Origin of the sequence: Streptomyces humicola, assembly GCF_024436035.1 — a bacterium.
Taxonomy (GTDB): domain Bacteria; phylum Actinomycetota; class Actinomycetes; order Streptomycetales; family Streptomycetaceae; genus Streptantibioticus_B; species Streptantibioticus_B humicola.
The window spans coordinates 135,401-162,029 of record NZ_JANFNG010000014.1; the positions used below are offsets into that span (position 1 = coordinate 135,401).

Below are 26,629 nucleotides of genomic sequence, written 5' to 3' on the forward strand. Positions count from 1 at the left end.
GCCTACGGCTCCCGCTGATGCTTGCGTCGCGCCTGACGCATCTTCCACACCCCCGCGAGCAGAACGAGCACCACGCCGCCCACCACGATCGTGATGGCGCCCGCCGACACCTTGCTGATGTTGACCTGGAACGTCATCGGATCGCCCCACGGCCGCCCGTTGACGGTGGTGTAGAGCTGCGCGGTGACCCGTACCGGGCCGTTGGCGTGCGCCGTGACGTGTACCTGCTCGGTATGGTTGGCGGCCGCGGGGGCCTGCACCGCCGTACGCGGGGTGACGACGATCAGCCGTTGCGGCGCACTGGAGGTGACGCGCAGTTCGAGCCCGGCGAGCGGCTGCTGCAGCCCGTTGGCGACGGTGACCGGGACCGACGCCGAATTGCCCGCCACGGTGATGGTGCCGCGCTTCTGCAGCAGGTGGACGGAGGCAATCGACGCATCGACGTATGCCTCCACACCGCCCCCGTACGAGGTGGCGTCCTGGCGGTCACCGCGCCACCCGTTGGAGACCGCCCGCAGCATCGCCCGGTGCACCGCATCGGTGATCGGTGAGGAGTCGGAGAGCACCTGCGTCAGCTTCTCCAGGTCCGGCTGCACTCCCGCAACCGTCCCCAGTTGGGAGCGGGTCAGCTCGCTTTCGCTCAGCCCCTCCGGATAGTCGGTGGCGCCTGCCACCTGCGCCGACGGCAGAGCCGGCCGGGCATCGGCGGACGGTCCGGACCCCACCTGGCCGAGCCCGACGAGCTTGACGAACCCGGCGGCCTGCGCGGCGCGCAACGCCTCGGAGAGCACCGTCGCGGTCTCAGCGGGCATCTGCCGGGGCGGTTCCACGACGATGCCGCCCGGGTGCTGCGGTTCGCGCTGCTGGGTCTTGAGCAGATCACCGAGGAGCTGCTGCCGTGCGATCAGCTGATCGCCGTCGCCGGACAGGTCGCGCGAGAGCACGGCACGCGTCGCGGGCTCGGCGACCAGCGCGGTCGCCCCTCCGCCGAGCCGGACCTGCGGCTGCGTCGTCCCCGTGGACAGGCCCTCGCCAGAGGCGATGAAGGTCTTCAGGCCGAAACGTTCCGCCAGTGCGGTGACGGAGGTGTCGAGCGCCCCGCCGTACGGCCACGCCACATCGGTGCGGACGTGCATGCTGCCCGGAACGCCCAGCACGTCCCGGGCAGCCGTCCCCGCCTGTTGCACCGAGCTCCCCAGCACCCCCAGCAACGCCGCGTCGCCAGGCGCGTGATGCGCGATCGAGGCCAGGTCCGGGTCGGCGTACGGCAGCGCGACGACGTCACGCCCGGCCACCGCGCTCCTGGCTGCGGCCAGCCAGGCGGCAGCGGCCTTACCCCCGGTGCCCTGGACGCTGTCCCGCGGATCGCTGCTGTCCGGCGTCCTGGCGACGCGATAGCCGCGAGTCATCGCCTTCGCCTCGTCCAGCAGCGCCGGATCGACCGTCCAGGTGACCGACAGGCCAGCGCCCGCCGCCACCACCTGCTGGAGTCTGCCGCCGACCGCCAACTCGGTGGCGAGGTCGTCGTCACGGAACACCGGCTGTGCGGCAGCGCCCTCACCGAGCGAAACCGCCTCCAGGTGCGGGGTGTCGGTCACGGGCCACACCACGGCTACGTTCAGAGGCTTGCCGCCGCTGGGGTTGGAGCTGCCCGCGCCCGAGGGATACCAGGGCAGCTCGGTTGCGGCGAGGCCCAGCACGCGGCCGTCGGACCCGACGAGGTCCACCGCGAACCGGTAGTCGCCCGTTGCGGTGAGGCCGAGGGCCGAGACCGGGACCTTCAACGTGAACGGAAGGCTCTGGCCAGGGGTGAGGGAGGCGAGCGGCTCGACATGGCCGATCTCACCGCCCTCGTCGATCCGCACGCCCAGGTGGGCGCCCACGATCTGGCGGGCGCCGTGGTTGTCCAGCGTGCCGGTGACGGTGAGGGTGTCGCTCTGCTGCGGCGCTGCGGGGGTGAGCGTCGAGAGCGTCACCCCCACGGGGTAGGGGGCCTGGCCCGGGGCATCACCCGTGGACGACGTACCGCCGGTCGGACCGGCGGACGGACCGGCGGACCGCCCTGTCGCGCCGGCCGACAGCGGCAGGGCGAGCGCGAGCAGGGCGACGACCAGGGCCGTGACGGCGGCGCGCAGGGCATGACGTAGCGCCCCCGCTGCCCACCGTCCTCGATCCGGCACCTGCCCGCGCACCCCCTCCTCCTGATTGCCTACACGCCTGCGACCGCCGATCGGATGCGCTCGTCACCCAAGGCGGGCCGCGGCCAGGCGGTGTGGCTGCGCCTCGAGGACGGGCCGGTATGTGCCGTACTCCTCGACGCACTTGCCCGCGCCGACGGCCACGCAGTGCAGCGGCTCCGCGGCGACCAGCACGGGGACGTCCAGCTCCTGCCTGAGGCGTACGTCGAGCCCACGCAGCAGAGCGCCACCGCCGGTCAGGACGACTCCTCGTTCCATGATGTCCCCCGCCAGTTCGGGCGGGCAGGTGTCCAGGGTGTGCCGGACGGCGTGGACGATCGCGTCGACCGGCTCGGCGATCGCCTGCCGCAATTCGTCGGCGCCGATGTCGAGGGTCTTGGGCAGCCCGCTGACCTGGTCCCGTCCGCGGATGCGGCAGCGGTCGGGAGGCAGCAGGCTCTGCGTGATCCCTTCGATCCCGCCGTCGCTGCCGGAGTCTGTGCCTGTGCCTGCGTCCGTGTCCGTGTCGTCGAGCCGTACGCGGACGGCATCCTCGCCCGCGGACCCGGCGCCGGCCTCCGCCGCGCTGTCCCGCTCGATCTCCCGGTCCAGGCGGCGCAACTCGTCCGACCAGTAGCCGACCGGAGAGGCCGAACCGATCGTCGCCTTCAGCTCCTCCGCCGTCCGCTCGCCGATCAGCAGGCAGTGCTCACGCTTGACGTGGCTCACGATGGCCGCATCGATGGCGTCGCCCGCCGTCCGGACGGACCGCGCCGCCACGACCCCGCCCATCGAGACCACGGCGACCTCGGTCGTTCCGCCGCCGATGTCGACGACCATGGACCCCGTCGGCTCGTTCACCGGCAGCCCGGCGCCGATCGCCGCCGCCATCGGCTCCTCGATGAGGTGGACCTGGCGCGCGCCCGCCCCCATTGCGGCCTCGACGACCGCACGCCGCTCGACGCCGGTGATGCCGGACGGCACGCAGATCACCACCGTCGGCCGGTTGAAGCGGCGGGTGCCGGCCACCTTCCGCACAAAGTACGCAAGCATCCGCTCGGCCATGTCGAAGTCGGCGATCACTCCGTCCCGCATCGGGCGGAGGGCGACGATGTGCGAGGGCGTTCGGCCGATCGTGCGCTTCGCGTCGCGGCCGACGCTGACCACCTCGCCGTCGACCGCGTTCACGGCCACCACTGACGGCTCGTTGAGCACGATCCCTTCGCCTTTGACGTACACCAATGTGTTCGCGGTGCCGAGGTCGATGCCCATGCCGCGTCCGGAGAACGACTTCTTTTGCGCCATAACACATGATTATTACTCATAGTCGTATTTATCTGATGGTTGCCACGGCATCCGGTCGCCCGATCGCGCACGGCCAGGGCCCCGGACTCGGCGAGTCCGGGGCCCTGTACGCCTGGTCGGTGGCGGTGCGTCAGCACCGTTCGCGCGGCGGCCTTCTCAGCGGCGGCCTTCTCAGTGGGTTCTTCTCAGTGGGTTCTTCTCAGCGGTTCTTGGCGGCGACCGGCGCCACCGTGACCTCGACCCGCTGGAACTCCTTCAGATCCGAGTAGCCGGTCGTGGCCATCGCGCGCCGCAGCGCGCCGAAGAGGTTCATCGACCCGTCCGGCGCGTGCGAGGGGCCGAGCAGGATCTCCTCCGTCGTCCCCGCCGATCCGAGGTTCATCCGCTTGCCGCGCGGCAGCTCCTCATGGACCGCCTCCATGCCCCAGTGGAAACCGCGGCCGGGGGCGTCCGTGGCCCGCGCGAGCGGCGAGCTCATCATCACCGCGTCCGCGCCGCACGCGAACGCCTTCGGCAGATCGCCGCTGGCTCCGAAGCCACCGTCCGCGATGACATGCACATAGCGGCCACCCGACTCGTCCATGTAGTCGCGGCGGGCCGCGGCGACATCGGCGACCGCGGTCGCCATCGGCACCTGGATGCCGAGGACATTGCGGGTGGTGTGTGCGGAGCCGCCGCCGAAGCCGACGAGGACGCCGGCCGCGCCGGTACGCATCAGGTGCAGCCCTGCCGTGTAGGTGGCGCAGCCGCCCACGATCACCGGCACGTCCAGCTCGTAGATGAACTGCTTGAGGTTGAGCGGCTCGTGCGCGCCGGAGACGTGCTCGGCGGAGACCGTCGTCCCGCGGATTACAAAGAGGTCGACGCCCGCGTCCACGACGGCCTTGGAGAACTGCGCCGTGCGCTGCGGCGAAAGCGCTGCCGCCGTGACCACGCCCGACTCGCGCACCTCCTTGATCCGCTGGCCGATCAGCTCCTCCCTGATGGGAGCCGCGTAGATCTCCTGCAGCCGGCGCGTCGCCGACGTGTCGTCCAGCTCGGCGATCTCGGCGAGCAGCGGCTCGGGGTCCTCGTAGCGCGTCCACAGCCCTTCGAGGTTGAGCACGCCGAGGCCGCCGAGACGGCCGATGCGGATGGCAGTCTCGGGGGAGACCACCGAGTCCATGGGCGCGGCCAGGAAGGGCAGCTCGAAGCGGTAGGCGTCGATCTGCCAGGCGATCGAGACCTCCTTGGGGTCCCGGGTGCGCCGGCTCGGGACGACGGCGATGTCGTCGAATGCGTAGGCCCTGCGGCCGCGCTTGCCCCGCCCGATCTCGATCTCAGTCACTGTTCGCCTTTCTTCGTGGCCTGCGCGTCCAGTATCCCAGGGCGTGGCTGAGGGGGGTACGCATGCGTACCCCCCTCGTCGCAGCCGGGCTGCTCAGCCCACGTGGTAGTTGGGCGCCTCGGTGGTCATCTGGATGTCGTGCGGGTGGCTCTCCTTCAGCCCCGCGGCGGTGATGCGCACGAAGCGGCCGCGCTCCTGCAGCTCCGGCACCGTGCGGCCGCCGACGTAGAACATCGACTGACGCAGGCCGCCGACGAGCTGGTGGACCACCGCGGACAGCGGCCCGCGGTAGGGCACCTGGCCCTCGATGCCCTCGGGGACGAGCTTGTCGTCGCCGCCCACGCCCTCCTGGAAGTAGCGGTCCTTGGAGAAGGACTTGCGGTCGCCGCGCGACTGCATGGCGCCGAGAGAACCCATGCCGCGGTACGACTTGAACTGCTTGCCGTTGATGAACAGCAGTTCGCCGGGCGACTCCTCGCATCCCGCCAGGAGCGAGCCGAGCATCACCGTGTCCGCGCCGGCGACGAGCGCCTTGGCGATGTCGCCGCTGTACTGCAGGCCGCCGTCGCCGATCACCGGGACACCGGCCTGCTTGGCGGCGAGCGCCGCCTCGTAGATCGCGGTGACCTGCGGGACGCCGATGCCGGCGACCACACGCGTGGTGCAGATCGAGCCGGGGCCGACACCGACCTTGATCCCGTCCGCGCCCGCGTCGATCAGCGACTGCGCGCCGACGCGCGTGGCGACGTTGCCACCGATCACATCGACCGCCGCATTCGACTTGATCTTCGCGACCATGTCGCCGACCAGCCTGGAGTGGCCGTGGGCCGTGTCGACGACGATGAAGTCGGCACCCGCCTCGATCAGCGCCTGGGCACGCTCGAACGCGTCGCCCGTGACGCCGACGGCCGCGCCGACGAGCAGCCTGCCCTCCTTGTCCTTGGCGGCGTTGGGGTACTTCTCCGCCTTGACGAAGTCCTTGACCGTGATCAGGCCCTTGAGGACGCCCTCGTCGTCGACGAGCGGCAGCTTTTCGATCTTGTGGCGGCGCAGCAGCTGCATCGCGTCGTGGCCCGAGATCCCGACCCTGCCGGTGACCAGCGGCATCGGCGTCATGACCTCGCGCACCTGACGGCTGCGGTCCAGCTCGAAGGCCATGTCGCGGTTGGTGACGATGCCGAGCAGCTTGCCCGCCACGTCCGTCACCGGGACGCCGCTGATGCGGAACTTGGCGCACAGCTGGTCGGCCTCGGCGAGGGTGGCGTCCGGGTGCACGGTGATCGGGTCGGTGACCATGCCGGACTCGGAGCGCTTGACGAGGTCGACCTGGTTGGCCTGGTCAACGATGGAGAGATTGCGGTGGAGCACGCCCACACCGCCCTGGCGGGCCATCGCGATGGCCATCCGGGCCTCGGTTACCTTGTCCATCGCCGCCGAGATCAGCGGGATGTTCACCCGTACGTTCTTCGAGACGCGCGTCGAGGTGTCGATCTCGTCCGGTGCCATGTCCGACGCCCCAGGGAGCAGCAGCACGTCGTCGTAGGTGAGCCCGAGGAAACCGAACTTCTCGGCCACTCCGTCGGCGTTCGCAGTCATGACACCATCCCCACTGAGGTCTTGCCCGGCGTGGCATCCCATGGTACTGGGGTTTGGCGTGCTATCGGCCCGCGGCGGTTCCGGACCACGGGCGGAGCGCGACCGGGCACGGCCGGAGCACGGTCCCGGCGGCTACGCGCTCAGCCCGGAGGCGTCCTCCGCCCGCATGGCCTCCGCCTGTTCGGCCAGCGCCCGCAGCCTGCTCAGCGCCCGGTGCTGCGCGACTCGCACCGCACCCGGCGACATCCCGAGCATCTGGCCGGTCTCCTCGGCCGTGAACCCGACGGCGACCCGCAGCAGCACCAGTTCGCGCTGGGTTGCGGGCAGATTGGCCAGCAGCGCCTTGGCCCACTCGGCGTCGCTGCTGAGCACCGCGCGCTCCTCGGGCCCGAGCGAGTCGTCCGGCTTCTCCGGCAGGTCCTCGGAGGGAACGGCCGTGGAGCCGGGCCCGCGCATGGCGGAGCGCTGCAGATCGGCGACCTTGTGCGAGGCGATGGCGAAGACGAACGCCTCGAAGGGGCGCCCCTGGTCTCGGTAGCGGGGCAGCGCGCACAGCACCGCGAGACAGACCTCCTGGGCGAGATCCTCCACGAAGTGCCGTGCGTCGCCGGGCAGCCGGGACAGTCTCGTGCGGCAGTAGCGCTGCGCGAGCGGATGCACATGGGCGAGCAGGTCATGCGTGGCCTGCTCGTCGCCGGCTACGGCACGGCGCACGAGGGCTCCGATGGCCTGCCCGGCCGCGTTCTCGTCGTCGCGCACCGCTCCATGGTGCCTGGTCGCTCTGGCGTCCGTGGCACCGCGTCCCGACTTGTACCCCGAAGCGTTATGCGACCCGGTCCGCGACGGCACCGTGTGGGGCCGCGATGCCGGGGCGGACGCCGCTGAGGATGCAGGTGAGTGCGGCGCGGTGGCCGGTGCGGCGGCCGCGGTGTCTGCCGTCGGTGCGATCGGCGAGGCCGGCGACGTCGGGAGCGCGGCCCTCACGGAGGCCGTAGCCGTCATGCCGCTCACCCGCTGCCCCTCCCGACTGTCTCCCGCCACCCGCGCCGACCCGCCCGCGCGCTGCCGCTCGTCCCCGAGGAAGTCCATACCCCAAGCATGCGTCCTCGCACGGGCATCCGGAACGTAGCGGGGTGACGCGCTCGCCCGAAGAGCGTGACGACGGACACGTCGCAGCGCGCCGGCGATGTCGCCGGCGCCGTCATCAGCGTCGCTCGCCGCGTCGCCGGCGCCGTCACCCGCGCTGTCGTCCGCACCGCCCGGGATGCCGACCAGGACATCGCCGCCCGTCCCCGACAAGCCCTGGGCTGGACGGCGATTCCCGGGGCTCCCCGGGCACGGCCGCACATGGAGCCGTCCTCAGCGGACCAGGCCCCAGCGGAAGCCGAGTGCCACCGCGTGCGCCCGGTCGGATGCGCCCAGCTTCTTGAACAGCCGCCGGGCGTGCGTCTTGACGGTGTCCTCGGACAGGAACAGCTCGCGGCCGATCTCGGCGTTGGAACGGCCGTGGCTCATCCCTTCGAGCACCTGGATCTCGCGCGCGGTGAGGGTGGGCGCCGCGCCCATCTCGGCCGAGCGCAACCGGCGCGGGGCGAGCCGCCATGTCGGGTCGGCGAGCGCCTGCGTGACCGTGGCGCGCAGCTCGGCGCGCGAGGCGTCCTTGTGCAGGTAGCCGCGGGCGCCTGCGGCCACGGCGAGCGCCACTCCGTCGAGATCCTCGGCGACGGTGAGCATGATGATGCGGGCGCCGGGGTCGGCGGACAGCAGCCGCCGTACCGTCTCGACACCGCCGAGACCAGGCATCCGGACGTCCATCAGGATGAGGTCGGAGCGGTCGGCGCCCCAGCGGCGGAGGACTTCCTCGCCGTTGGCCGCCGTCGTCACGCGCTCGACGCCGGGCACGGTCGCGACCGCACGGCGAAGCGCCTCTCGGGCAAGCGGGGAGTCGTCGCAGACGAGGACGGATGTCATGACCGCCCTCCGCAGCTGATCCGCTTCACGTTGAGCCTCCAGGCTGGTACGAATCGTCACCGGTGGGGCTGACGGCGTCGGGCATGTGCCCGATTTGCCTGCCGTCCAACCACCTCCGCACTCTCAACGACGCTCACTCGAAAGAGTTACGGAGTTTGGCAGCCGCACCCGACACTCTACGTGATCACACCGACACAGATCAGCTCCACCGCACCGCGAAGTGGCGCATCCCGTCGCGCCCGGATGCACATCGGGCGCACACGACGGCTGCGCGGGGGCGCCGCCAGGGCCGGACAGGGCCCTGACCAGGGGCCGAACGGGGACGGCAGCGGGGCCGGCCAGAGGCCGACCCGTGGGCGTGATGTCCAGTTTTTGAACTGTTTGGCGGCATTTCTTACCGAACGCGGTTGTCGAGCGCTAGATTTGCGAAGAGTCATATTTACATCCAGTTAGACACTGATTGTGTCCGGCCGCGGGTCTGCGTCCCGTCGGCAGCGATCCGGATCCGGCAGATCTCTCGAGGAGATGAGCAATGGCAGACTTCTCCCGACTCCCTGGCCCCAACGCCGACCTGTGGGACTGGCAACTGGTGGCCGCGTGCCGCGGCGTCGACAGCTCGCTGTTCTTCCACCCCGAGGGCGAGCGCGGCGCAGCCCGCAGCTCACGCGAGGCCGCGGCCAAGGAGGTGTGTATGCGCTGCCCCGTGCGTGTGGAGTGCGCGGCGCATGCGCTGGCGGTCCGCGAGCCCTACGGCGTATGGGGCGGCCTCACCGAGGACGAGCGTGAGGAGATGATGGGGCGCTCTCGCAACCGGGTAATGAGCAACCAGAACAACTGAGCACCGCGAGCACTCACGCACCGACGAAGAATCGTTTCTGCACTCCGGTTTCCATAATCCGATTTTCGCAATCCGCCACCCATGGCTTCGCACCTGCGGGGGTGCGCAGCGGGATGCGGCCGCGCTGCGGCCGAGCGCTCCGACGACTCCGGCCGGAGCCGGGCCGGAGCCGGGCCGGCTCCGGGCCGGTCACCGACGCGCCGCGTGCACCAGCTGCTCCAGCATCGCCTCGACCGCAGGCACCCTCGCCAGATCGGGCAGGGTCAGCGCCACCACCTCACGCCGCACGGCCGGCCGCACTTCGGCGAACGTCACGCCCTTCGGGTGAACGGATTCGAGCGCGAGCTCCGGCAGCATCGCCACGCCGAGCCCCGCACCGACCAGGCCCGCCACCGCCGGGTAGTCGTCGGTGGCGAAGTCGATGCGGGGGGTGAATCCCGCCCCCTCGCACACCGCCACCAGGTGACGGCGGCAGCGCGGACAGCCTGCAATCCACTGCTCCTCGGCGAGCTCCGCCATCTCCAACGGACGCCCGGCCTGCGCCTCCTCCGCAAACCGGTGCCGGGAGGGGAACAGGCCGACCAGCCGGTCGGTGAGGAGCGGGCGCACCACCAGGTCGCCCCACTCGTCCTCGGCGCTCTCGGCCGCCGCAGCCGGCATGTCCAGGTAACGGAAGGCGAGCGCAATCTCACAGTCGCCGGCGCGCAGCATCTCGACCGACTGCGGCGGCTCCGCCTCGACCAGCGAGATCTGGGCGGCGGGGTGTTCGGCACGCATCTCGGCGAGCGCAGTCGGCACCAGCACCGAGTTGCCCGAGGGGAACGACACCAGCCGCACCCGACCGGCGCGCAGCCCGGCGATCGCGGCGAGCTCCTCCTCCGCGGCGGTGAGACCGGCGAGGATGCCGACGGCATGGCGGGCAAGGGACTCCCCCGCTTCGGTGAGGCGCATCTCGCGGCCCGTCCTCACCAGCAGCGGGGTGCCGACCGACTGCTCCAGAGCCCTCATCTGCTGGCTGACGGCGGGCTGCGTGCAGCCGAGCCTGCGCGCCGCCGCGGAGAAGGAGCCGGTCTTGGCGACCGCGCGGAACACCCGCAGATGCCGAGCCTCGATCATGTGTCGACTATAAGCACTCCTTAGGGTTAAGTGCCAGAAATTTTCATGGACTTTCAGATAGGCGGGGTGCAGGCTGGGACCATGGACAGCCTGGAGAGCCTGGGGGGCTCCGAGTTCCCTTCGCAGACGCAGCCGTACACCGCTCCTTCGACGCGCTCGACCCACTCCACCCACTTGACCGACTCGACCCATTCGGCCCGCTCGGCGACCGCGCCACCGGGGGTGGCGTACCTCAACACCGCGTCCGCCGGGCTCGGTCCGGCGAGGGCTGCGGTGGCCCTGCGGCGGGCGGTCGACGCCTGGACCGTCGCCGACCAGTCGGCATACGAGCCGGCCGTCACCGCGGCGCGGGCGTCCTTCGCGCGGTTAGTCTCCGTCCCGGTCGAACGGGTCGCGGTCGGCTCGGCGGTTTCCGTGCACGTCGGACTGATCGCCTCCGCACTGCCGCCGGGGGCCGAGGTCCTCGCCGCCGAGGGGGATTTCAGCTCGCTGGTGAACCCGTTCGCCGTCCGCCGCGATCTGAAGCTGCGCGTGGTGCCGTTGGAGAGCATCGCCGACGAGGTGCGCGGGGGCACGTCGCTGGTCGCCGTCAGCGTCGTGCAGTCCGCCGACGGCCGAGTCGCCGATCTCGCCGCGATACGGGAAGCGGCTGCCAGGCACGGTGCACGCACGCTGATCGACGCCACCCAGTCGGTGGGCTGGCGGCCGATGAACGCCGCCCTGTACGACTACGTGGTGGTCGGGGCGTTCAAGTGGCTGCTCTGCCCACGCGGGGTCTCCTTCCTGGTGGTCGGCGAATCCGCCGCGGACGAGCTGGCGCCGATCTTCGCGGGCTGGTCGGCCGGCGCGGACCCGTGGCTGAGCACCTACGGCCCCGTGGCCGAACTCGCCGACTCGGCACGGCGGTTCGACATATCGCCGCCCTATATCCCCTACGTCGCCGCGGAGCAGTCGCTCGCGCTGATCGAGGAGACAGGGGTGGAGCGGATCGGCGCCCATGACACGGCGCTGGCCGGGCGGTTCCGCGCCGGGCTCGACGAGCTGGGAATCGGGTACGCGCAGGGCGGCGCCGGCGACTCGCCGATCGTCGCAGTGCGCGGGCTCGGCGACGCCGCGGCGCAGCTCGCCCGGGCCGGGGTGCTGGTCTCACCACGGGCGGGGCATCTGCGGGCCTCCTTCCACCTGTACAACTCGGCGGCCGACGTCGATAAAGCACTGGACGTCCTCGGAGGTCTGCGACGTACCGTTGAACGATGAGGCTTGTCTCGGTCAACATCGGCGCCCCACGCCCCAATCCGTGGAAGGGCCTGAGGCACACCGGGATCGACAAGTGCCCGGTGACGGGACCGGTGGCGGTGAGCGCACCGGGGCCCAAGGGCACGGGAGCGGTCGGCCTGGCGGGCGACCGGGTCTACGACGTGCAGCATCACGGGGGTGATCAGCAGGCGGTCTATGCATACGCGCGTGAGGATCTCGACGGCTGGGAACGGGAGTTGGGCCGTGGCCTGTCCAACGGGATGTTCGGCGAGAACCTCACCACCAGCGGACTCGACGTCAATGGCGCGCTGATCGGCGAGCACTGGCGGATCGGTGCCGACGTGGTGCTCCAGGTCTCCTGCCCGCGCATCCCGTGCGGCACCTTCCAAGGCTGGATGGAAGAGGAGGGCTGGATCAAACGGTTCACGCAGGCGGCGCTGCCGGGTGCGTACCTCCGGGTGATCAGCCCCGGCGAGATCCGGGCGGGGGACGAGATCACGGTGCTCGACCGGCCCGATCACGACGTGAGCATCTCCGTCGTCTTCCGCGCGCTCACCGGCGAGCCGGAGCTGCTCACCCGGCTGCTGGGCGTCGACGCCCTCCCCGAGGAGGACAGGGCCAGGGTACGCAAGCGGCTCGGGCAGGCCGACTAGCCTTCGTCCATGACCACCTCACTCATCACGGGGGCGACGGCAGGGATCGGCGCGGCCTTCGCCCGGCGGCTGGCGAGCGACGGGCACCGGCTCGTGCTCGTGGCACGCGACACGAAACGGCTCGACGACCAAGCGGCACAGCTGCGCCGTGATCACGGAGTGCACGTCGAGGTCCTCGCCGCCGACCTGTCGACCGACGACGGGATCGCGGCCGTAGAGGCGCGTCTCGCGGACCGTGACAGGCCGGTCGACGTGCTGGTGAACAACGCGGGATTCGGCATCCGCGGCACCTATCCGGACGCCCCGTTCGCCGACGAACTGACGATGCTCAAGGTGCACTGCGAGGCGGTGCTGCGGCTGACGACTGCTGCGACGCAGGCGATGCGCGATCGCGGCCGCGGCTTCGTGATCAACGTCGCGTCGGTGGCGGCGTTCGTGCCGCGCGGCACGTACGCGGCGACGAAGGCGTGGGTGGTGAGCTTCACGCAGGGTGCGGCGCGTGATCTGGCGGGCAGTGGTGTGCGGTTGCTGGCGTTGTGCCCCGGCTTCGTGCGGACGGAGTTCCACGAGCGCGCCGGCATGAACGTCGACGGCATCCCCGGCTGGGCGTGGCTCGACGCCGACAAGGTCGTGGCGACCGCGATCCGCGACCTGGCGCGGGGCCGCGTCGTCAGCGTGCCCGACCTCCGTTACAAGGTGGCCGTCGGGCTGGCGAAGGTGGCTCCGAGCGGGGCGTTCGGCCGCGTCTCCAGCACGGCGGGCCGCCGCTTCGGCCCCCGCTGAGGGTTCGCCGAACGCGGCAAGGGCGGGCACCCCTCGGGGTGCCCGCCCTGTGTCGTACCGGTCCGACCGGAGGTCGGTCAGTGGGCGTGGCCGTGACCGTGGCCGTGGGCAGCCTCGGCCGGCTCCTCCTCCTTCTTCTCGACCACCAGGGTCTCGGTGGTGAGCAGCAGGGAGGCGATCGACGCGGCGTTCTCCAGCGCGGAGCGGGTGACCTTCACCGGGTCGATGACGCCGGCCTTGACCAGGTCGCCGTACTCGCCGGTCGCGGCGTTGAAGCCGTGGCCCTTCTCCAGCTCGCCGACCTTGGAGGTGATGACGTAGCCCTCGAGGCCCGCGTTCTCGGCGATCCAGCGCAGCGGCTCGACCACCGCGCGCCGCACGACCGCGACACCCGTGGCCTCGTCGCCGGTCTTGCCCAGGCCCTCGGTGAGCACCTTCGCGGCGTGCACCAGCGCGGAGCCGCCACCGGAGACGATGCCCTCCTCGACCGCGGCACGGGTCGCGGAAATCGCGTCCTCCAAGCGGTGCTTGCGCTCCTTCAGCTCGACCTCGGTGGCCGCGCCGACGCGGATCACGCACACGCCGCCCGCCAGCTTCGCCAGCCGCTCCTGGAGCTTCTCGCGGTCCCAGTCGGAGTCGGTGGTGGCGATCTCGGACTTGATCTGGGCGATACGGCTCTCGACGTCGGCCCTGTCGCCGGCGCCGTCGACGATCGTCGTGTCGTCCTTGGTGACGGTCACGCGGCGGGCGGAGCCGAGCACGTCCAGGCCGACCTGGTCGAGCTTGAGGCCGACCTCCTCGGCGACCACGGTGGCGCCGGTGAGGGTCGCCATGTCGCCGAGCATCGCCTTGCGGCGGTCACCGAAGCCGGGGGCCTTGACCGCGACGGCGTTGAACGTGCCACGGATCTTGTTGACGACCAGCGTCGACAGCGCCTCGCCCTCGACGTCCTCGGCGACGATCAGCAGCGGCTTGCTGGAGTTGGCCTGGATGATCTTCTCAAGCAGCGGCAGCAGGTCCGCGATGGCGGAGATCTTGCCCTGGTGGATCAGGATGTACGGGTCCTCGAGGACGGCCTCCATCCGCTCCTGGTCGCTGACCATGTACGGGGACAGGTAGCCCTTGTCGAAGGCCATGCCCTCGGTGAAGTCCAGCTCCAGGCCGAAGGTGTTGGACTCCTCGACGGTGATGACACCGTCCTTGCCGACCTTGTCCATGGCCTCGGCGATCAGCTCGCCGACCTGCTGGTCCTGCGCGGACAGCGCAGCCACGGCGGCGATGTCGGCCTTGGAGTCGATCGGGCGCGCGGTGGCGACCAGGTCGTCGGCGACGGCCTTGACGGCCGCGTCGATGCCGCGCTTCAGGGCGGCCGGGGAGGCGCCCGCGGCGACGTTGCGCAGACCCTCGCGGACCAGGGCCTGGGCGAGCACGGTGGCGGTGGTGGTGCCGTCACCCGCGATGTCGTTGGTCTTGGTCGCCACCTCCTTCACCAGCTGGGCGCCGAGGTTCTCGTACGGGTCCTCGACCTCCACCTCGCGGGCGATGGTCACACCGTCGTTGGTGATGGTGGGTGCGCCGAACTTCTTGTCGATGACGACGTTGCGGCCCTTGGGGCCGATCGTCACCTTCACCGTGTCGGCAAGCTTGTTGACGCCGCGCTCCAGGGCGCGGCGGGCGTCCTCGTCGAACTTCAGGATCTTGGACATACCTGCGTGCTACCTCGTCTTCTCCACGTCAACGACCACGCCCCGGGTCCCCGGTCGGATGACGCGGAAAACCCGGGGCAGGGTCACGGCACTTGCGTATGCGCCGGAATCAGGATTACTTCTCGACGATCGCGAGAACGTCGCGCGCCGAGAGGACGAGGTACTCCTCGCCGTTGTACTTCACCTCGGTGCCGCCGTACTTGCTGTACAGCACGACGTCGCCGACCTTGACGTCGAGCTCGATGCGCTTGCCGTCCTCGAAGCGGCCCGGGCCCACGGCCAGGACGACGCCCTCCTGGGGCTTCTCCTTGGCAGTGTCCGGAATGACCAGGCCCGAGGCCGTGGTCTGCTCGGCGTCGAGCGGCTGGACCACAATGCGGTCCTCAAGCGGCTTGATGGCAACCTTGGTGCTGGCGGTCGTCACGATCCGACCTCCCCCTTCGGAGAGCTCACGGGAGTGTGTGTCTTGGGGTGGCGACCTGGTAGATCCGTCGTCGCGGGTGCCGGATCTGCCTCGTCGCTGTTCTGGCACTCCCTCTTGGAGAGTGCCAGTAGCGAGACTATGACGCGCCTAGCACTCAGTCAACCAGAGTGCCAATGAACCGCTCCTGCGGCGTGTCCGGTCCGGTGAGCGGCGCTGCGAGAATGGGCGAGTGGATCTCGACGCGTTCTCCGCGCTCCTGGACGACGAGGGGCAGGCGCTGCTCGCCTCGCTGCGCCACCACGACCCCGCCGACGAACTCGCCACGGCGACCCGGCTGCGGCGCGAGCACCCCGCCGCACTCGTCTCGGCCGCGCTCGGACAGGCGCGGCTGCGGCAGCGGGCGGCGGCGAAGTTCGGCGACGACGCATACCGGATGTACTTCACCCCGGACGGCGTCGAGCAGGCGACGCGCACCGCAGTCGCCGAGCACCGCGCCGCACGGTTCGCCGCCCTGGGGGTGCGGCGCCTCGCCGACCTGTGCTGCGGCATCGGCGGCGACGCGATCGCGCTGGCCCGAGCCGGCATCGAGGTCCTCGCCGTCGACCGCTCCGAACTCACCTGCGCCGTCGCCCGCGCCAACGCGCAGGCGCTCGGGCTCGACGGCCTGATCGAGGTGCGGTGCGCGGACGTCACCCAGGTCGACACGGCGCCGTACGACGCGCTGTTCACCGACCCCGCACGACGCGGCGGACGCGAAAAGAAGGCGCGAAGCGCTTCCGCAGAAGGGCGGTGGCGGGCGACGGGCGGGCGGATCTTCGATCCCGAGGCGTACTCGCCCCCGCTGTCATGGGCGGTCGAGGCGGCCCGCACGCTCCCGCACGCCGCGATCAAGGTCGCCCCCGGCATCCCGCACGAGGCCGTCCCCGAGGACGCGGCGCCCGAATGGGTCTCGTACGCGGGTGACGTGAAGGAAGCCGTGCTGTGGTTCGGCACGGACGATTCCATACGGGCGACGCTGCTCCCCAGCAGCGCCGGCCTCACCTCGGCGGGCCTGCCGGCCCCCGCCGTCGGCCCCGTCGGCCGCTACCTCTATGAGCCGGACGGCGCCGTGATCCGCGCCCACCTGGTCGCCGAGGCCGCCGCACACCTGGACGGCCGGCTCATCGACGAGACGATCGCGTACATCACCTCCGACGAGCTGCGCGCAACCCCGTACGCCACGGCCTACGAGATCACCGACACGCTCCCGTTCAACCTCAAGAAGCTCAAGGCGCTGCTGCGCGAACGCCGCATCGGCACCGCCGTGATCAAGAAGCGCGGCTCGGCCGTCGAACCCGACGAGCTCCGCAGGAAGCTCAAGCTCGACGGCCCGAACTCCTGTGTCGTCGTCCTCACCCGCGTCGCAGGCGCCCCTACCATGCTGCTGGCGCAGGCTGTCCCAACGACTCGAACCGCCAGCGGTGCACCGGGCGCCGCACCAACTCCCCTGGTGGATCGGTAAGTTCGGGGACATCGGCGTCGTACGAACCGTCCCACCACGTGATGACGAGCACGCGGTCGCCCGGCGCCGCGAACGTCTCACTGCGCAGCGGCCGGACGCCCGGAAGCCGCTGACCGCGCACCCACTCCAGCAGCTCGGCGCCGCGGCCCTCCGCCGCGCGCGCCTCCCACATCAACGCGACCGTCATCGGTGCACGTGCCCCGCGTCGGCGCCCGTCCCCGGGATGTGCGGCTCGGTCACCGGCAACGAGGAATCCGCGGGCAGGTCCAAGGAGGACGGTGCGACATTCCGCGCCACCATTTCGGCACCGAGCGCGGCCACCATCGCCCCGTTGTCCGTGCACAGCTTCGGCCGCGGCACGCGCAGCTCGATGCCCGCGTCGGCGCAGCGCTCCTGGGCCATCGAGCGCAGCCGCGAGTTGGCCGCGACCCCGCCGCCGATCATCAGGTGGTCGACGCCGTTGTCCCGGCAGGCGCGGATCGCCTTGCGCGTGAGCACGTCGGTGACGGCCTCCTGGAAGGACGCGGCCACATCCGCGACCGGCACCTCCACGCCCTCGCGCCGCCGCTCCTCGACCCACCGGGCGACCGCCGTCTTCAGGCCGGAGAACGAGAAGTCGTACAGCGGGTCCCGCGAGCCGGTCAGACCGCGCGGGAAGCGGATCGCCTGCGGGTCGCCCTCCCTCGCCCGCTTGTCGACGACGGGACCGCCGGGGAAGCCGAGCCCCAGCACCCGCGCCACCTTGTCGAACGCCTCGCCCGCCGCATCGTCGATGGTCGAACCGAGAGTGCGCACGTCGGAGGTGATGTCGGGCGCGAGCAGCAGCGAGGAGTGCCCGCCGGAGACCAGCAGCGCCATCGTCGGCTCCGGCAGCGCGCCGTGCTCCAACTGGTCGACGCAGATGTGCGACGCGAGGTGGTTGACGCCGTAGAGCGGCTTGCCCAGCGCGTACGCGTACGCCTTCGCCGCCGACACGCCGACCAGCAGCGCGCCCGCAAGCCCCGGGCCCGCGGTGACCGCGATCCCGTCCAGATCGCTCGCTGCGAGGCCCGCCTCCTTCAGGGCCCGCTGGATCGTGGGGACCATCGCCTCCAGATGCGCCCGGCTGGCCACCTCCGGCACCACACCGCCGAACCGGGCGTGCTCATCGACGCTCGACGCCACCGCGTCGGCGAGCAGCGTGTGCCCGCGCACGATGCCGACCCCGGTCTCGTCGCAGGAGGTCTCGATCCCGAGAACCAGCGGTTCGTCAGCCATGGATCTTTCCTTCTTCGTGATCAGTAGCAAGGCGCATGACGAGCGCGTCGACGTTGCCCGGCTGGTAGTAGCCTCGCCGGAAGCCGATCGGCTCGAAGCCGAAGCGCTCGTAGAGGCGTTGCGCGCGCGTGTTGTCGACCCGCACCTCGAGCAGCACCTCACGGCACTCGAACGCACCGGCCTGGCGCAGCAGATCGGTGAGCAGCCGCGCGCCGAGGCCGGTGCCCCACTCCTCGCGGGCCACAGCGATCGTCTGGACATCACCCATACCGGCGACAGCCGCGAGCCCGGCATACCCGATCAGGCGACTGTCCTGCTCCGCGACGACGTAGTAGCGCGTGGCCGCGGGGTGCCGGGCGCCGGCGAGCTCCGACCAGAACATCCCGCGCGACCACGCGTCGTCCGGGAACAGCTCCTGCTCGATCGCCATCACCGGCTCGATGTCCCACCAGCGCATCTCGCGCAGCACGACCGTCACTTGGGAAGTACCGCCTTGTACGCCGCGGGCACTTGGGCGTCCGGGCGCCGCAGATACAGCGGAAGCGGCGGCAGGAACTCCTCACCGTCGGCGAGCTTCGCGGCCGCGAGCGCCGCCAGCGCGCCCGCGGACTGGTCGGCGGGCGGACGGACGTCGGCGAACACCTCGGGGTAGAGCGCGGCACCGGCGCCGACCACGGGGAGCCCGGCCACCTCCGCGGCGATGTCACCCGGACGGTCGACGGCGGGACCGGTGGCACGGGTCCGCGGGCCGTCGTAGCGGGCCCAGTAGACCTCCTTGCGCCGTGCGTCCGTCGCCACGACGAACGGGCCGCCGAGACCGGCCACCCCCGCCGCGTAGGCGAGGCCGTCGAGGGTGCACACACCGTGGACGGGGATGCCGAGTGCGTCCCCGAAGGCGGCGGCGGTCACCAGACCGACGCGCAGCCCCGTGTACGGTCCGGGGCCGACGCCGACGACGATGCCGGTCACGGCGTCGAGCCGCACGCCCGCCTCCCGCAGCACATGGTCCACCGCGGGCATCAGCAGCTCACCGTGGCGGCGGGCGTCGATACTCGTCGACTCGGCCAGCACGGTGGTCCCGTCGTGGACGGCGGCGGTGACGGCGGGAGTGGCGGTGTCGAAGGCGAGGAGCAGCACGGTTCACAGCCTACGGCCGTTGCGGTGATGCTCCGTGATCCGAGTGGTCACGGCAACGGACCGACGGCCTGGAAAAACAGCTCATCAGGCAAGCCCAGTGCTAACGTCACCGCATGGCTAGGATCGCCTCCGGCACCATCGTGGCCGCGCTGACCGCGGGCGCGCTGGCCGTCATCGGCGTGCTCGCCTGGCAGGCCTCGGCCTCGCCCGACCACAACGGAAAGGCACGCGCCCTGGCGACCGCCGGCGCCCGTCCATCCGCCTCGCCGTCGAGCACCCCCTCCGGCAAGGCCGCCGGGCTGCCGAGCGCTTCCGGCGAGGGCAGGCGCGTCGTCTACTCGCTCGCGCAGAAGCGCGTGTGGCTGGTGGGCACGGACGGCCGGACCGAACGCAGCTTCACCGTCGTGCCCGGTTCGGTGTCGCCCCAGCCCGGTACGTACGCCGTCACCTCGCGCTCCGACCGCGTCACGGGCACGGACGGGGTGGCCGTCGAGCACGTGGTGCGGTTCGGGTCCGTCGGCGGGACGACGATCGGCTTCAGCGCCGCCGTCAACGGTTCGATGCCGACTCCGGACCCGGCGAGGCGCACCGGTGGCGTCCGGGAGAAGCCGGCTGACGGCGATGCGATGTGGCACTTCGCCCTGCTCGGCGCGAAGGTCGTCGTCGTTCCCTGAGCCCCCGAGCCTCTGAGCGGCGTCTAAGCAGCGTTCCGGCGCCCCGGGCCGTCCAGCTCCTCATGGTTCTCAGCGCGCTCTCCCGGGGCCGCAGGAGGCGTGCAGACGGCATGCGCAGCCTGCCCCGCGGCGAGCAGCGCGCTCATCGACGGCGCGGCGTTGCCCTCCGCGGGCTGCTCGGGTTCCGGCGCCGGTGCGGACCGGTCGTCGGCTGACATGTGCGCCTCCTGGGGACAGCAGCCAGGACGATCTCTTTCCACTCCAGCAGAACACGCCCGGCACCCGCCGTGCAACATCTTGCCGACGCGCTGTCGGAAAGTTGGCGGAAGAGACGAATCACCCGGCGGTCACACGGCGAGCGGTGTCAGGTCGACGCCCTCCCAGCGCGCCCCGACCGCGATGACCCGGACCTCGCGCACATCATCGGCATCCTCGCCCATCCCCCGTTCGATCAGCACGTGCAGCCGCTCGTCCGACAGCTCCTCGACCTTGCCCTCGCCCCACTCCACGACGACGACCGACTCCGCGAGCGACACGTCGAGGTCGAGGTCCTCCATCTCGTCGAGGCCGCCGGAGAGGCGATAGGCGTCCACATGGACCAGTGCCGGCCCACCGGTCAGCGACGGGTGCACGCGCGAGATCACGAACGTCGGCGAGGTCACCGCCCCGCGGACGCCGAGCCCTTCCCCGAGTCCGCGGGTCAGCGTCGTCTTCCCGGCGCCCAACTCCCCGCTGAGCAGCACCAGATCACCCGGGTGCAGCATGGCGGCGAGGCGCCGTCCCAGCTCCCGCATGCCGTCCGCGGTCTTGACGGTGATCCGTGCCTGCTCCTGTGTCGTGCTGCTCATGCCTTCGGATGCTACGCGGAACCGGGCCCACCCCACGGCACTACGCACCCGCTGCCTCCGCGATCTCCGAGGCAGCGGCAGCGCCGAGCTCCCGTACCGCGTCCGGCAGCGGCGCCCGCACCTCGTCGGCGACGCGCGCCAGCAGCGCCGCGAGGTGACCGTTGACCAGCTCCGGGTATTCGAGCATCACCAGATGCCCCGCGTCGGGCACGACGACGAGCTCGCATGCGGACAGCCGTTCAGCGATCGCGACGCTGTGCTCGCTCGGCGTCAGCAGGTCCTTGTCGCCCGCCATGACGAGGGCGGGCCGCCCGTCGAGCGCCGCGAGCGACTCGGCCTTCTCGTGCTCGGTGAAGGCCGGGTAGAACTCCGCGACGACGTCGATCGGCGTCGACTCGATCATCCGCTCGGCGAGCCGCGCGACGCCCGGATCGACGTCGTCCGAGCCGAACGAGTACCGCTTGACGACCCCCGCGAACAGGTCGGCCGTCGCCCGCCTCCCCCGTTCGACCAGATCCGCCTGGCTGCCCAGTGCCCGCAGCAGACCGGGGGCGAGGGCACGGAAGGCGCGCGCGCCGACCGCCGGCAGCCCCAGCGACACGGCCGCCAGCTTGCCTGTCGATGTCCCTGCGAAGAACACCCCTGCCACACGCTCGGCGACCAGCTCGGGGAACTGATCGGCGAGCGCCATGATCGTCATACCGCCCATCGAGTGCCCGGCGAGCACCAGAGGCCCCTCGGGCGCGGCGGCATCGATGACTGCCTTCAGGTCGCGGCCGAGCTGGTCGATGGTGGCGGGGCTGCCGTCGATCTGCGCATGCCCCCGCTCGGAGCGGCCGTGGCTGCGCTGGTCCCAGTAGACGGCCCGTACGTGGCCGCGCAGCGCCGCACGCTGGAAGTGCCAGGCGTCCTGATTGAGGCAGTAGCCGTGGCTGAAGACCACGGTGAGCGGCGCGTCGGAGCCACCGCGCCGGAACAGACCGCCCAGCGCCTTGTGCATGCCGTTGGTGCCGCCCTGCGCGCCGGCGTCGATCTCCTCGGTCTCGTAGTACAGGGCGGTGCCGTCCTCTGCGACGGCCAGCCCCGGCTCGCCGCGCAGCGTCCCGTACGGACCGGCCGCGTCCAGGGCGAGGCGCGCCTTGCGGCGTATCTCGCGGCCGACCGTCATCCGTTCTACCGCCACGCCCGCGGCGGCACCGGCCGCGACAACGCCGATCGCCGCGCCGACGAAACCGGCCTGCTTGCCGGCGCGCGCGAGGAGGCCCAGAGCCTGCTGTCCCGGCTGCCCCGGCCGAACAGCCGCGGCGACGGCCTTCGCCGCCGCCTTGCCGGTATCCGCGGTGCTGTCGCTCATGGTGGTTCAGCTACTCCCCTGTGCTGACGCGTCTCCCGCTGTCCGTATAGACGCGCGGCACTCGGGCCCCGATCCGAGTGACGATCTCGTATGCGATGGTGCCGGCCGCTCGCGCCCAGTCCTCCGCGGTCGGCTCACCCTGGTCACCAGGGCCGAACAGTACTGCCCGATCGCCCACCTCCGCCGCGTCCCCCCCGAGATCGACGACGAACTGGTCCATCGCGACCCGTCCGGCGACCGTGCGCCACTTGCCCGCGACCAGCACAGGACCGGTTCCCGACGCGTGCCGGGGAATGCCGTCGGCATAGCCGAGCGGGACGAGCCCGAGGGTGGTCTCGCCGGGGGTCGTATACAGGTGGCCGTACGACACGCCGTGGCCGCCCGGAACCCGTTTGACGCTCGCGAGCTTGGCGACCAGCGACATCACCGGCCGCAGCCCGTAGTCGGCCGGCGAACCGAGCTGCGGCACCGGCGAGATGCCGTACATGGCGACACCGGTACGGACGAGGTCGAAGTGCGACTCGGGGAGGGTGAGGGTCGCCGGGGAGTTGGCGAGGTGCCTCACCTCGGGCCGCAGGCCCACCGCCTCGGCGGTGGCCAGCGCCTGCCGGTACGCGGTGAGCTGTGCGGCGATCGACGGGTGACCGGGTTCGTCGGCGCAGGCGAAGTGCGACCAGACGCCGGTGACCCGGATCAGGCCGTCCCGCTCGGCGGCGCGGGCGGCTGCGGTGAGCTCCGGCCAGTCGGCGGGCTGGCAGCCGTTGCGGCCGAGGCCGGTGTCGGCCTTGAGCTGGACGCGGGCCATCCGCCCGGCGGCGCGGGCGGCGGCGACGACCTCCTCCAGCGCCCATCTGGCGCTGACGGAGATGTCGATCTCCGCCTCGACCGCCTCGCGCCACGGTCCGCCCGGCGTCCACAGCCAGCACAGCACCGGGCCGTCGACACCGGCCGCGCGCAGCGCGAGTGCCTCGTCGGGCGTGGCGGTGCCGAGCCACGTGGCGCCCGCCTCACGGGCCGCGCGGGCACACGGGATCATCCCGTGGCCGTAGGCGTCCGCCTTCACCACGGCCATCACCTCGGCCCCTGCGGCGCGGGCACGCAACGACCGCACGTTGGCGCGCAGGGCCGCCAGGTCGATCTCGGCCCACGCGCGCAACGCATCGGGCTCGCCACGCCAGCGGCTGAGGTCAGCGGAGTCCGGGTCGCTGCCCGGGCGCACGGTCTCGTTCATCCCCGCCAGTGTCTCAGGCATCACCGGTGGCCCGGTACCGGCGGGTGCGGTCGGGCACCGGCGGCCCGTGAGCGCTCAGGCGTGGCCGGGAACGTGACCCCACAGGTAGACGCGGTCGCCCCTGCGCAGCACGCTCCACAGACGGCGGGCATCGGCAAGCCGCATGTTCACGCAGCCGAACGAGCGATGCCGCGACCTCACGCTCCCGTAGATGCCGTGGAAGGCCTCACCGCGGTCGAAGAACTGCGCATAGGGCATCGGCATGCCGTAGAGCGAGGAGACGTGGTAGCGGTGCTTCCAGTAAACCCGGTGCATGCCGTTGCGGGTGCGGTAGCGGCCGTAGCCGGTGCGGATCCGCACCGGGCCGAAGACGATCCGCCGCCCGTGCTGCACCCACATGATCTGCCGGTTCTGGTCCACGCAGGCGATACGGAAATTGCCGGTCGGGCAGCGCCCTGCGGCGTTCGGGTTGGTGATGCGGGTGATGCCGGTGGTGTGCGTGATGTGTGTCACGCGCCGCCGCGGCCGGAGGCGGTGCACGAGGCGCATATGCCCGTGACGGTGCGGATGGCGGCCACGCAGACGGTGCAAGGTCACAGGTCCGGCGTATCCGATGGCCGGGTGGATGCCGTGCGTGCGCTGGTAATGGCGGATCGCGACGCAACTGGCGCGCGTCTGCTGTCCGTACATCAACAAGTGCAGGAGGCGCTCGATCTGCGTCTGATACGGACCGGTGTGCGGGTCGCAGTAGGGGATCTCCGGCCAGCGGACATCGCGGTGCCAGCTGACCGGCACGACCGGCAGGCCGAGCAGGGACTGGAGCGCCGAAACGTCTCTGCGGCCCTCGGCCACCGCCCCGCGCGACATGCCCGGCGTACGCATTACCGGCTTGTCGTACTTTCCGTACGCCGCGGCGCTCCCACCGGCCGTCAACGGCAGTGCCACCGCAGCGGCGAGCACCGCCGCTCTCATCCGTTTCAATCCAGACATCGCACTGGCCCTCCAGGTATGCGCGAGGCCTTCGCGCAGCGATTGGACGGCTTCAGCCATACGCCTTGTGGCCGTCGGTTCGGCCACACATTTCCCGCGCCCGGGCGCAAGTCCACCCCTTCGCCCGGCACCACATCCCCCGGAGGGCCGTACGCAGCCCGATGCCCGCCCACCCCGTCCCCGTAAGCTGACCCCCATGTGCGGAATCGTGGGATACGTGGGCGGCCAGAACGCCCTCGACGTCGTCATCGCCGGGCTGAAGCGGCTGGAGTACCGCGGCTACGACTCGGCGGGGGTCGCTGTGCTCGCCGACGGCGGCCTTGCCGCGGCGAAGAAGGCGGGCAAGCTGGCCAACCTCGAGAAGGAGCTCGCCGACCGGCCGCTGCCCAGCGGCACCGCCGGCATCGGCCACACCCGGTGGGCCACCCACGGCGCCCCCAACGACACCAACGCCCACCCGCACCTGGACAACGCGGGCCGCGTCGCCATCGTCCACAACGGCATCATCGAGAACTTCGCCCAGCTGCGCTCCGAGCTCACCGACCGCGGCCACGAACTGCTCTCCGAGACCGACACCGAGGTGGTCTCCCACCTCCTCGCCGAGGCCTACTCCTCCACCGGCGACCTCGCGGAGGCGATGCGCCAGGTCTGCCGCCGCCTCGACGGCGCGTTCACCCTGGTGGCCGTCGACGCCGACGCACCCGACGTGGTCGTCGGCGCCCGCCGCAACTCCCCGCTCGTGGTGGGCGTCGGTGACGGTGAGAACTTCCTCGCCTCCGACGTGGCCGCGTTCATCGCACACACCCGTGACGCCATCGAGCTGGGCCAGGACCAGGTCGTCGAACTGCGCCGCGAGGGCGTCACCGTCACCGACTTCGACGGCGAGCCGGGCGACGTGCGCGAATACCACGTCGACTGGGACGCCTCGGCCGCCGAGAAGGGCGGCTACGACTACTTCATGCTCAAGGAGATCGCCGAACAGCCCAAGGCGGTCGCCGACACCCTCCTCGGCCGTATCGACGTGAACGGCCGCCTCGTCCTCGACGAGGTCCGTATCCCCGCCCACGTGCTGCGCGAGATCGACAAGATCGTCATCGTGGCGTGCGGCACCGCCTTCCACGCCGGGATGATCGCCAAGTACGCGATCGAGCACTGGACCCGCATCCCCTGCGAGATCGAGCTGGCCAGCGAGTTCCGCTACCGCGACCCGATCCTCGACCCGCGCACCCTCGTCATCGCCATCAGCCAGTCCGGCGAAACCATGGACACGCTCATGGCGCTGCGCCACGCCCGCGAACAGGGCTCCCGGGTGCTCGCCATCTGCAACACCAACGGCTCGACGATCCCGCGCGAATCCGACGCCGTGCTCTACACGCACGCGGGGCCCGAGGTCGCCGTCGCCTCGACGAAGGCGTTCCTCACCCAGCTCGTCGCCTGCTACCTGGTCGCGCTCTACCTCGGCCAGGTACGCGGCACCAAGTGGGGCGACGAGATCCACTCCCTCGTCCGCGAACTGTCCGACATCGCCAAGGAGGTCGAAGAGGTCCTGGAGACGATGGAGCCGGTACGGGAGCTCGCACGCTCGCTCAAGGACAAGAACACCGTGCTCTTCCTCGGACGGCACGTGGGCTACCCGGTGGCGTTGGAGGGCGCGCTCAAGCTCAAGGAGCTCGCGTACATGCACGCCGAGGGGTTCGCGGCGGGCGAGCTGAAGCACGGGCCGATCGCGCTGATCGAGAACGACCTGCCGGTGGTCGTCGTCGTCCCCTCACCGCGCGGGCGCTCCGTCCTCCACGACAAAATCGTCTCCAACATCCAGGAGATCCGCGCACGGGGTGCCCGCACGATCGTGATCGCCGAGGAGGGCGACGAGGCGGTCGTCCCCTACGCCGACCACCTCATCCGCATCCCGGCCACGCCGACGCTGCTGCAACCGCTGGTGGCGACCGTCCCGTTGCAGGTCTTCGCCTGCGAGCTGGCGACGGCCCGCGGCAACGAGGTTGACCAGCCGCGCAACCTCGCAAAGTCCGTCACCGTCGAATGATCATCGGTGTCGGCATCGACGTGGCCGAGATCGCACGCTTCGAGGAATCGCTGCACCGGACGCCGAGCCTGGCCCAGCGGATCTTCACCAACGGCGAGTTGTACCTGCCGGACGGGGAACGGCGCGGCGTCGCCTCGCTTGCCGCCCGGTTCGCCGCGAAGGAGGCCCTGGCGAAGGCGCTTGGCGCGCCGTCAGGGCTGCACTGGCACGATGCGGAGGTCCTCACGGAGGACTCGGGACGCCCCCGACTCGCCGTCACGGGCACGGTGGCGGCGAGGGCGGCGGCGCTCGGGGTCCGGGAGTGGCACGTGTCGCTCAGCCACGACGCGGGTATCGCATCCGCGGTGGTGATCGCCGAGGCGTGACGGGCGCTGGGCGCTGGGCCTTGGGGGTCGGTTCGCGTGTTTCCCGCGGTTGCGGCTGGGGTGGGGTGTTTTTCC

General features: G+C 71.3%; 26 protein-coding genes. 8 read left to right on the forward strand and 18 right to left on the reverse strand.

The window, feature by feature from the left end; genetic code table 11:
• Window positions 1-2: 2 nt before the first annotated feature.
• From NGB36_RS19005 to NGB36_RS19030, 6 genes are all read right to left on the reverse strand, one after another.
• Window positions 3-2,192, reverse strand: a complete 2,190-nt coding sequence (locus tag NGB36_RS19005) for a DUF6049 family protein (protein WP_255921521.1) — start codon at window positions 2,190-2,192, stop codon at window positions 3-5.
• A gap of 51 nt (window positions 2,193-2,243) precedes the next feature.
• Complete coding sequence (locus tag NGB36_RS19010) at window positions 2,244-3,482, reverse strand: rod shape-determining protein (RefSeq protein ID WP_255921522.1); 1,239 nt, start codon at window positions 3,480-3,482, stop codon at window positions 2,244-2,246.
• A 199-nt stretch (window positions 3,483-3,681) separates the two neighbouring features.
• A complete protein-coding gene (locus NGB36_RS19015) occupies window positions 3,682-4,809 on the reverse strand; it encodes a GuaB3 family IMP dehydrogenase-related protein (RefSeq protein ID WP_255921523.1) in 1,128 nt (375 codons plus the stop codon).
• A 93-nt stretch (window positions 4,810-4,902) separates the two neighbouring features.
• Complete coding sequence (gene guaB / locus NGB36_RS19020; RefSeq protein ID WP_255921524.1) at window positions 4,903-6,405, reverse strand: IMP dehydrogenase; 1,503 nt, start codon at window positions 6,403-6,405, stop codon at window positions 4,903-4,905.
• 132 nt (window positions 6,406-6,537) lie between these two features.
• The gene (locus NGB36_RS19025; protein ID WP_308288881.1) at window positions 6,538-7,164 is read right to left on the reverse strand and encodes a sigma-70 family RNA polymerase sigma factor; all 627 of its coding nucleotides are present in this window, start codon (window positions 7,162-7,164) and stop codon (window positions 6,538-6,540) included.
• A gap of 600 nt (window positions 7,165-7,764) precedes the next feature.
• Entirely contained in the window at window positions 7,765-8,376 is a 612-nt protein-coding gene (locus NGB36_RS19030) for a response regulator transcription factor (RefSeq protein WP_003948568.1), read from the reverse strand.
• 532 nt (window positions 8,377-8,908) lie between these two features.
• Here NGB36_RS19030 and NGB36_RS19035 point away from each other — a divergent pair.
• Window positions 8,909-9,214, forward strand: coding sequence for a WhiB family transcriptional regulator (locus NGB36_RS19035; RefSeq protein WP_255921525.1), 306 nt, complete (start codon window positions 8,909-8,911; stop codon window positions 9,212-9,214).
• A 189-nt stretch (window positions 9,215-9,403) separates the two neighbouring features.
• Here NGB36_RS19035 and NGB36_RS19040 read toward each other — a convergent pair whose 3' ends face one another.
• The gene (locus tag NGB36_RS19040) at window positions 9,404-10,330 is read right to left on the reverse strand and encodes a LysR family transcriptional regulator (RefSeq protein ID WP_255921526.1); all 927 of its coding nucleotides are present in this window, start codon (window positions 10,328-10,330) and stop codon (window positions 9,404-9,406) included.
• A 45-nt stretch (window positions 10,331-10,375) separates the two neighbouring features.
• Here NGB36_RS19040 and NGB36_RS19045 point away from each other — a divergent pair, with 45 nt between their 5' ends.
• Genes NGB36_RS19045 through NGB36_RS19055 form a run of 3 tightly spaced genes read left to right on the forward strand, consistent with a single transcriptional unit; the run spans window position 10,376 to window position 13,023 of the window.
• Window positions 10,376-11,587 carry an aminotransferase class V-fold PLP-dependent enzyme gene (locus NGB36_RS19045; protein ID WP_255921527.1) on the forward strand — a complete coding sequence of 404 codons (1,212 nt, stop codon included), beginning with the start codon at window positions 10,376-10,378 and terminating at the stop codon, window positions 11,585-11,587.
• A complete protein-coding gene (locus NGB36_RS19050; protein ID WP_255921528.1) occupies window positions 11,584-12,240 on the forward strand; it encodes an MOSC domain-containing protein in 657 nt (218 codons plus the stop codon). The genes NGB36_RS19045 and NGB36_RS19050 overlap by 4 nt, the downstream gene beginning before the upstream one ends.
• A gap of 9 nt (window positions 12,241-12,249) precedes the next feature.
• Window positions 12,250-13,023, forward strand: coding sequence for an SDR family NAD(P)-dependent oxidoreductase (locus NGB36_RS19055; protein WP_255921529.1), 774 nt, complete (start codon window positions 12,250-12,252; stop codon window positions 13,021-13,023).
• Window positions 13,024-13,100: 77 nt separating this feature from the next.
• Here the strand turns inward: NGB36_RS19055 and groL are convergent, their stop codons facing one another.
• Together groL and groES are read right to left on the reverse strand one after the other, a co-directional pair.
• Window positions 13,101-14,729, reverse strand: a complete 1,629-nt coding sequence (groL, locus tag NGB36_RS19060; protein WP_255921530.1) for a chaperonin GroEL — start codon at window positions 14,727-14,729, stop codon at window positions 13,101-13,103.
• Window positions 14,730-14,844: 115 nt separating this feature from the next.
• Window positions 14,845-15,153: a co-chaperone GroES gene (gene groES, locus NGB36_RS19065; protein WP_255921531.1), complete on the reverse strand. Its 309-nt coding sequence runs from the start codon at window positions 15,151-15,153 to the stop codon at window positions 14,845-14,847.
• A gap of 229 nt (window positions 15,154-15,382) precedes the next feature.
• Between groES and NGB36_RS19070 the strand changes: the two genes are divergently transcribed.
• The gene (locus NGB36_RS19070; RefSeq protein WP_255921532.1) at window positions 15,383-16,654 is read left to right on the forward strand and encodes a THUMP-like domain-containing protein; all 1,272 of its coding nucleotides are present in this window, start codon (window positions 15,383-15,385) and stop codon (window positions 16,652-16,654) included.
• On the opposite strand, the gene NGB36_RS19075 is transcribed toward NGB36_RS19070, so the two are convergent.
• The 4 genes from NGB36_RS19075 to tsaB are packed head-to-tail and all read right to left on the reverse strand — an operon-like array spanning window position 16,566 to window position 19,048.
• Window positions 16,566-16,841 carry a hypothetical protein gene (locus tag NGB36_RS19075; RefSeq protein WP_255921533.1) on the reverse strand — a complete coding sequence of 92 codons (276 nt, stop codon included), beginning with the start codon at window positions 16,839-16,841 and terminating at the stop codon, window positions 16,566-16,568. The genes NGB36_RS19070 and NGB36_RS19075 overlap by 89 nt on opposite strands.
• On the reverse strand, window positions 16,838-17,911 hold the full coding sequence (tsaD, locus tag NGB36_RS19080; RefSeq protein WP_255921534.1) for a tRNA (adenosine(37)-N6)-threonylcarbamoyltransferase complex transferase subunit TsaD: 1,074 nt from the start codon (window positions 17,909-17,911) through the stop codon (window positions 16,838-16,840). Before tsaD ends, NGB36_RS19075 begins: the two co-directional genes overlap by 4 nt.
• Window positions 17,904-18,368, reverse strand: a complete 465-nt coding sequence (rimI, locus tag NGB36_RS19085; RefSeq protein WP_255921556.1) for a ribosomal protein S18-alanine N-acetyltransferase — start codon at window positions 18,366-18,368, stop codon at window positions 17,904-17,906. The genes tsaD and rimI overlap by 8 nt, the downstream gene beginning before the upstream one ends.
• 17 nt (window positions 18,369-18,385) lie before the next feature.
• Window positions 18,386-19,048 carry a tRNA (adenosine(37)-N6)-threonylcarbamoyltransferase complex dimerization subunit type 1 TsaB gene (tsaB, locus tag NGB36_RS19090; protein WP_255921535.1) on the reverse strand — a complete coding sequence of 221 codons (663 nt, stop codon included), beginning with the start codon at window positions 19,046-19,048 and terminating at the stop codon, window positions 18,386-18,388.
• 113 nt (window positions 19,049-19,161) lie between these two features.
• Between tsaB and NGB36_RS19095 the strand changes: the two genes are divergently transcribed.
• Window positions 19,162-19,722 (forward strand): hypothetical protein, encoded by a 561-nt coding sequence (locus tag NGB36_RS19095; protein WP_255921536.1) that lies wholly within the window; start codon window positions 19,162-19,164, stop codon window positions 19,720-19,722.
• A gap of 23 nt (window positions 19,723-19,745) precedes the next feature.
• Here the strand turns inward: NGB36_RS19095 and NGB36_RS19100 are convergent, their stop codons facing one another.
• The 5 genes from NGB36_RS19100 to NGB36_RS19120 form a co-directional block, all read right to left on the reverse strand.
• Window positions 19,746-19,940 (reverse strand): hypothetical protein, encoded by a 195-nt coding sequence (locus tag NGB36_RS19100; RefSeq protein WP_255921537.1) that lies wholly within the window; start codon window positions 19,938-19,940, stop codon window positions 19,746-19,748.
• A gap of 129 nt (window positions 19,941-20,069) precedes the next feature.
• Window positions 20,070-20,570 carry a tRNA (adenosine(37)-N6)-threonylcarbamoyltransferase complex ATPase subunit type 1 TsaE gene (gene tsaE, locus NGB36_RS19105; protein WP_255921538.1) on the reverse strand — a complete coding sequence of 167 codons (501 nt, stop codon included), beginning with the start codon at window positions 20,568-20,570 and terminating at the stop codon, window positions 20,070-20,072.
• A 40-nt stretch (window positions 20,571-20,610) separates the two neighbouring features.
• Window positions 20,611-21,924 (reverse strand): alpha/beta fold hydrolase, encoded by a 1,314-nt coding sequence (locus NGB36_RS19110; protein WP_255921539.1) that lies wholly within the window; start codon window positions 21,922-21,924, stop codon window positions 20,611-20,613.
• Between the two features lie 10 nt (window positions 21,925-21,934).
• A complete protein-coding gene (gene alr, locus NGB36_RS19115; RefSeq protein WP_255921540.1) occupies window positions 21,935-23,155 on the reverse strand; it encodes an alanine racemase in 1,221 nt (406 codons plus the stop codon).
• Window positions 23,156-23,230: 75 nt separating this feature from the next.
• Complete coding sequence (locus tag NGB36_RS19120) at window positions 23,231-24,145, reverse strand: L,D-transpeptidase family protein (RefSeq protein WP_255921541.1); 915 nt, start codon at window positions 24,143-24,145, stop codon at window positions 23,231-23,233.
• A 196-nt stretch (window positions 24,146-24,341) separates the two neighbouring features.
• On the opposite strand from NGB36_RS19120, the gene glmS reads away from it, so the two are divergent.
• Complete coding sequence (gene glmS, locus NGB36_RS19125) at window positions 24,342-26,189, forward strand: glutamine--fructose-6-phosphate transaminase (isomerizing) (RefSeq protein ID WP_255921542.1); 1,848 nt, start codon at window positions 24,342-24,344, stop codon at window positions 26,187-26,189.
• A complete protein-coding gene (locus tag NGB36_RS19130) occupies window positions 26,186-26,554 on the forward strand; it encodes a holo-ACP synthase (RefSeq protein ID WP_255921543.1) in 369 nt (122 codons plus the stop codon). Before glmS ends, NGB36_RS19130 begins: the two co-directional genes overlap by 4 nt.
• The last annotated feature ends 75 nt before the right edge of the window (window positions 26,555-26,629 follow it).

What these genes read in the sequence shown, in the direction of transcription:
- NGB36_RS19010 (WP_255921522.1), bottom strand. Translation starts at nt 3,482, where the DNA reads ATGGCGCAAAAGAAGTCGTTCTCCGGACGCGGCATGGGCATCGACCTC.
- guaB (WP_255921524.1), bottom strand. Translation starts at nt 6,405, where the DNA reads ATGACTGCGAACGCCGACGGAGTGGCCGAGAAGTTCGGTTTCCTCGGG.
- NGB36_RS19030 (WP_003948568.1), bottom strand. Translation starts at nt 8,376, where the DNA reads ATGACATCCGTCCTCGTCTGCGACGACTCCCCGCTTGCCCGAGAGGCG.
- NGB36_RS19035 (WP_255921525.1), top strand. Translation starts at nt 8,909, where the DNA reads ATGGCAGACTTCTCCCGACTCCCTGGCCCCAACGCCGACCTGTGGGAC.
- NGB36_RS19040 (WP_255921526.1), bottom strand. Translation starts at nt 10,330, where the DNA reads ATGATCGAGGCTCGGCATCTGCGGGTGTTCCGCGCGGTCGCCAAGACC.
- NGB36_RS19045 (WP_255921527.1), top strand. Translation starts at nt 10,376, where the DNA reads ATGGACTTTCAGATAGGCGGGGTGCAGGCTGGGACCATGGACAGCCTG.
- NGB36_RS19050 (WP_255921528.1), top strand. Translation starts at nt 11,584, where the DNA reads ATGAGGCTTGTCTCGGTCAACATCGGCGCCCCACGCCCCAATCCGTGG.
- NGB36_RS19055 (WP_255921529.1), top strand. Translation starts at nt 12,250, where the DNA reads ATGACCACCTCACTCATCACGGGGGCGACGGCAGGGATCGGCGCGGCC.
- groL (WP_255921530.1), bottom strand. Translation starts at nt 14,729, where the DNA reads ATGTCCAAGATCCTGAAGTTCGACGAGGACGCCCGCCGCGCCCTGGAG.
- NGB36_RS19075 (WP_255921533.1), bottom strand. Translation starts at nt 16,841, where the DNA reads ATGACGGTCGCGTTGATGTGGGAGGCGCGCGCGGCGGAGGGCCGCGGC.
- tsaD (WP_255921534.1), bottom strand. Translation starts at nt 17,911, where the DNA reads ATGGCTGACGAACCGCTGGTTCTCGGGATCGAGACCTCCTGCGACGAG.
- rimI (WP_255921556.1), bottom strand. Translation starts at nt 18,368, where the DNA reads ATGCGCTGGTGGGACATCGAGCCGGTGATGGCGATCGAGCAGGAGCTG.
- NGB36_RS19095 (WP_255921536.1), top strand. Translation starts at nt 19,162, where the DNA reads ATGGCTAGGATCGCCTCCGGCACCATCGTGGCCGCGCTGACCGCGGGC.
- NGB36_RS19100 (WP_255921537.1), bottom strand. Translation starts at nt 19,940, where the DNA reads ATGTCAGCCGACGACCGGTCCGCACCGGCGCCGGAACCCGAGCAGCCC.
- tsaE (WP_255921538.1), bottom strand. Translation starts at nt 20,570, where the DNA reads ATGAGCAGCACGACACAGGAGCAGGCACGGATCACCGTCAAGACCGCG.
- NGB36_RS19110 (WP_255921539.1), bottom strand. Translation starts at nt 21,924, where the DNA reads ATGAGCGACAGCACCGCGGATACCGGCAAGGCGGCGGCGAAGGCCGTC.
- alr (WP_255921540.1), bottom strand. Translation starts at nt 23,155, where the DNA reads ATGAACGAGACCGTGCGCCCGGGCAGCGACCCGGACTCCGCTGACCTC.
- NGB36_RS19120 (WP_255921541.1), bottom strand. Translation starts at nt 24,145, where the DNA reads ATGTCTGGATTGAAACGGATGAGAGCGGCGGTGCTCGCCGCTGCGGTG.
- glmS (WP_255921542.1), top strand. Translation starts at nt 24,342, where the DNA reads ATGTGCGGAATCGTGGGATACGTGGGCGGCCAGAACGCCCTCGACGTC.
- NGB36_RS19130 (WP_255921543.1), top strand. Translation starts at nt 26,186, where the DNA reads ATGATCATCGGTGTCGGCATCGACGTGGCCGAGATCGCACGCTTCGAG.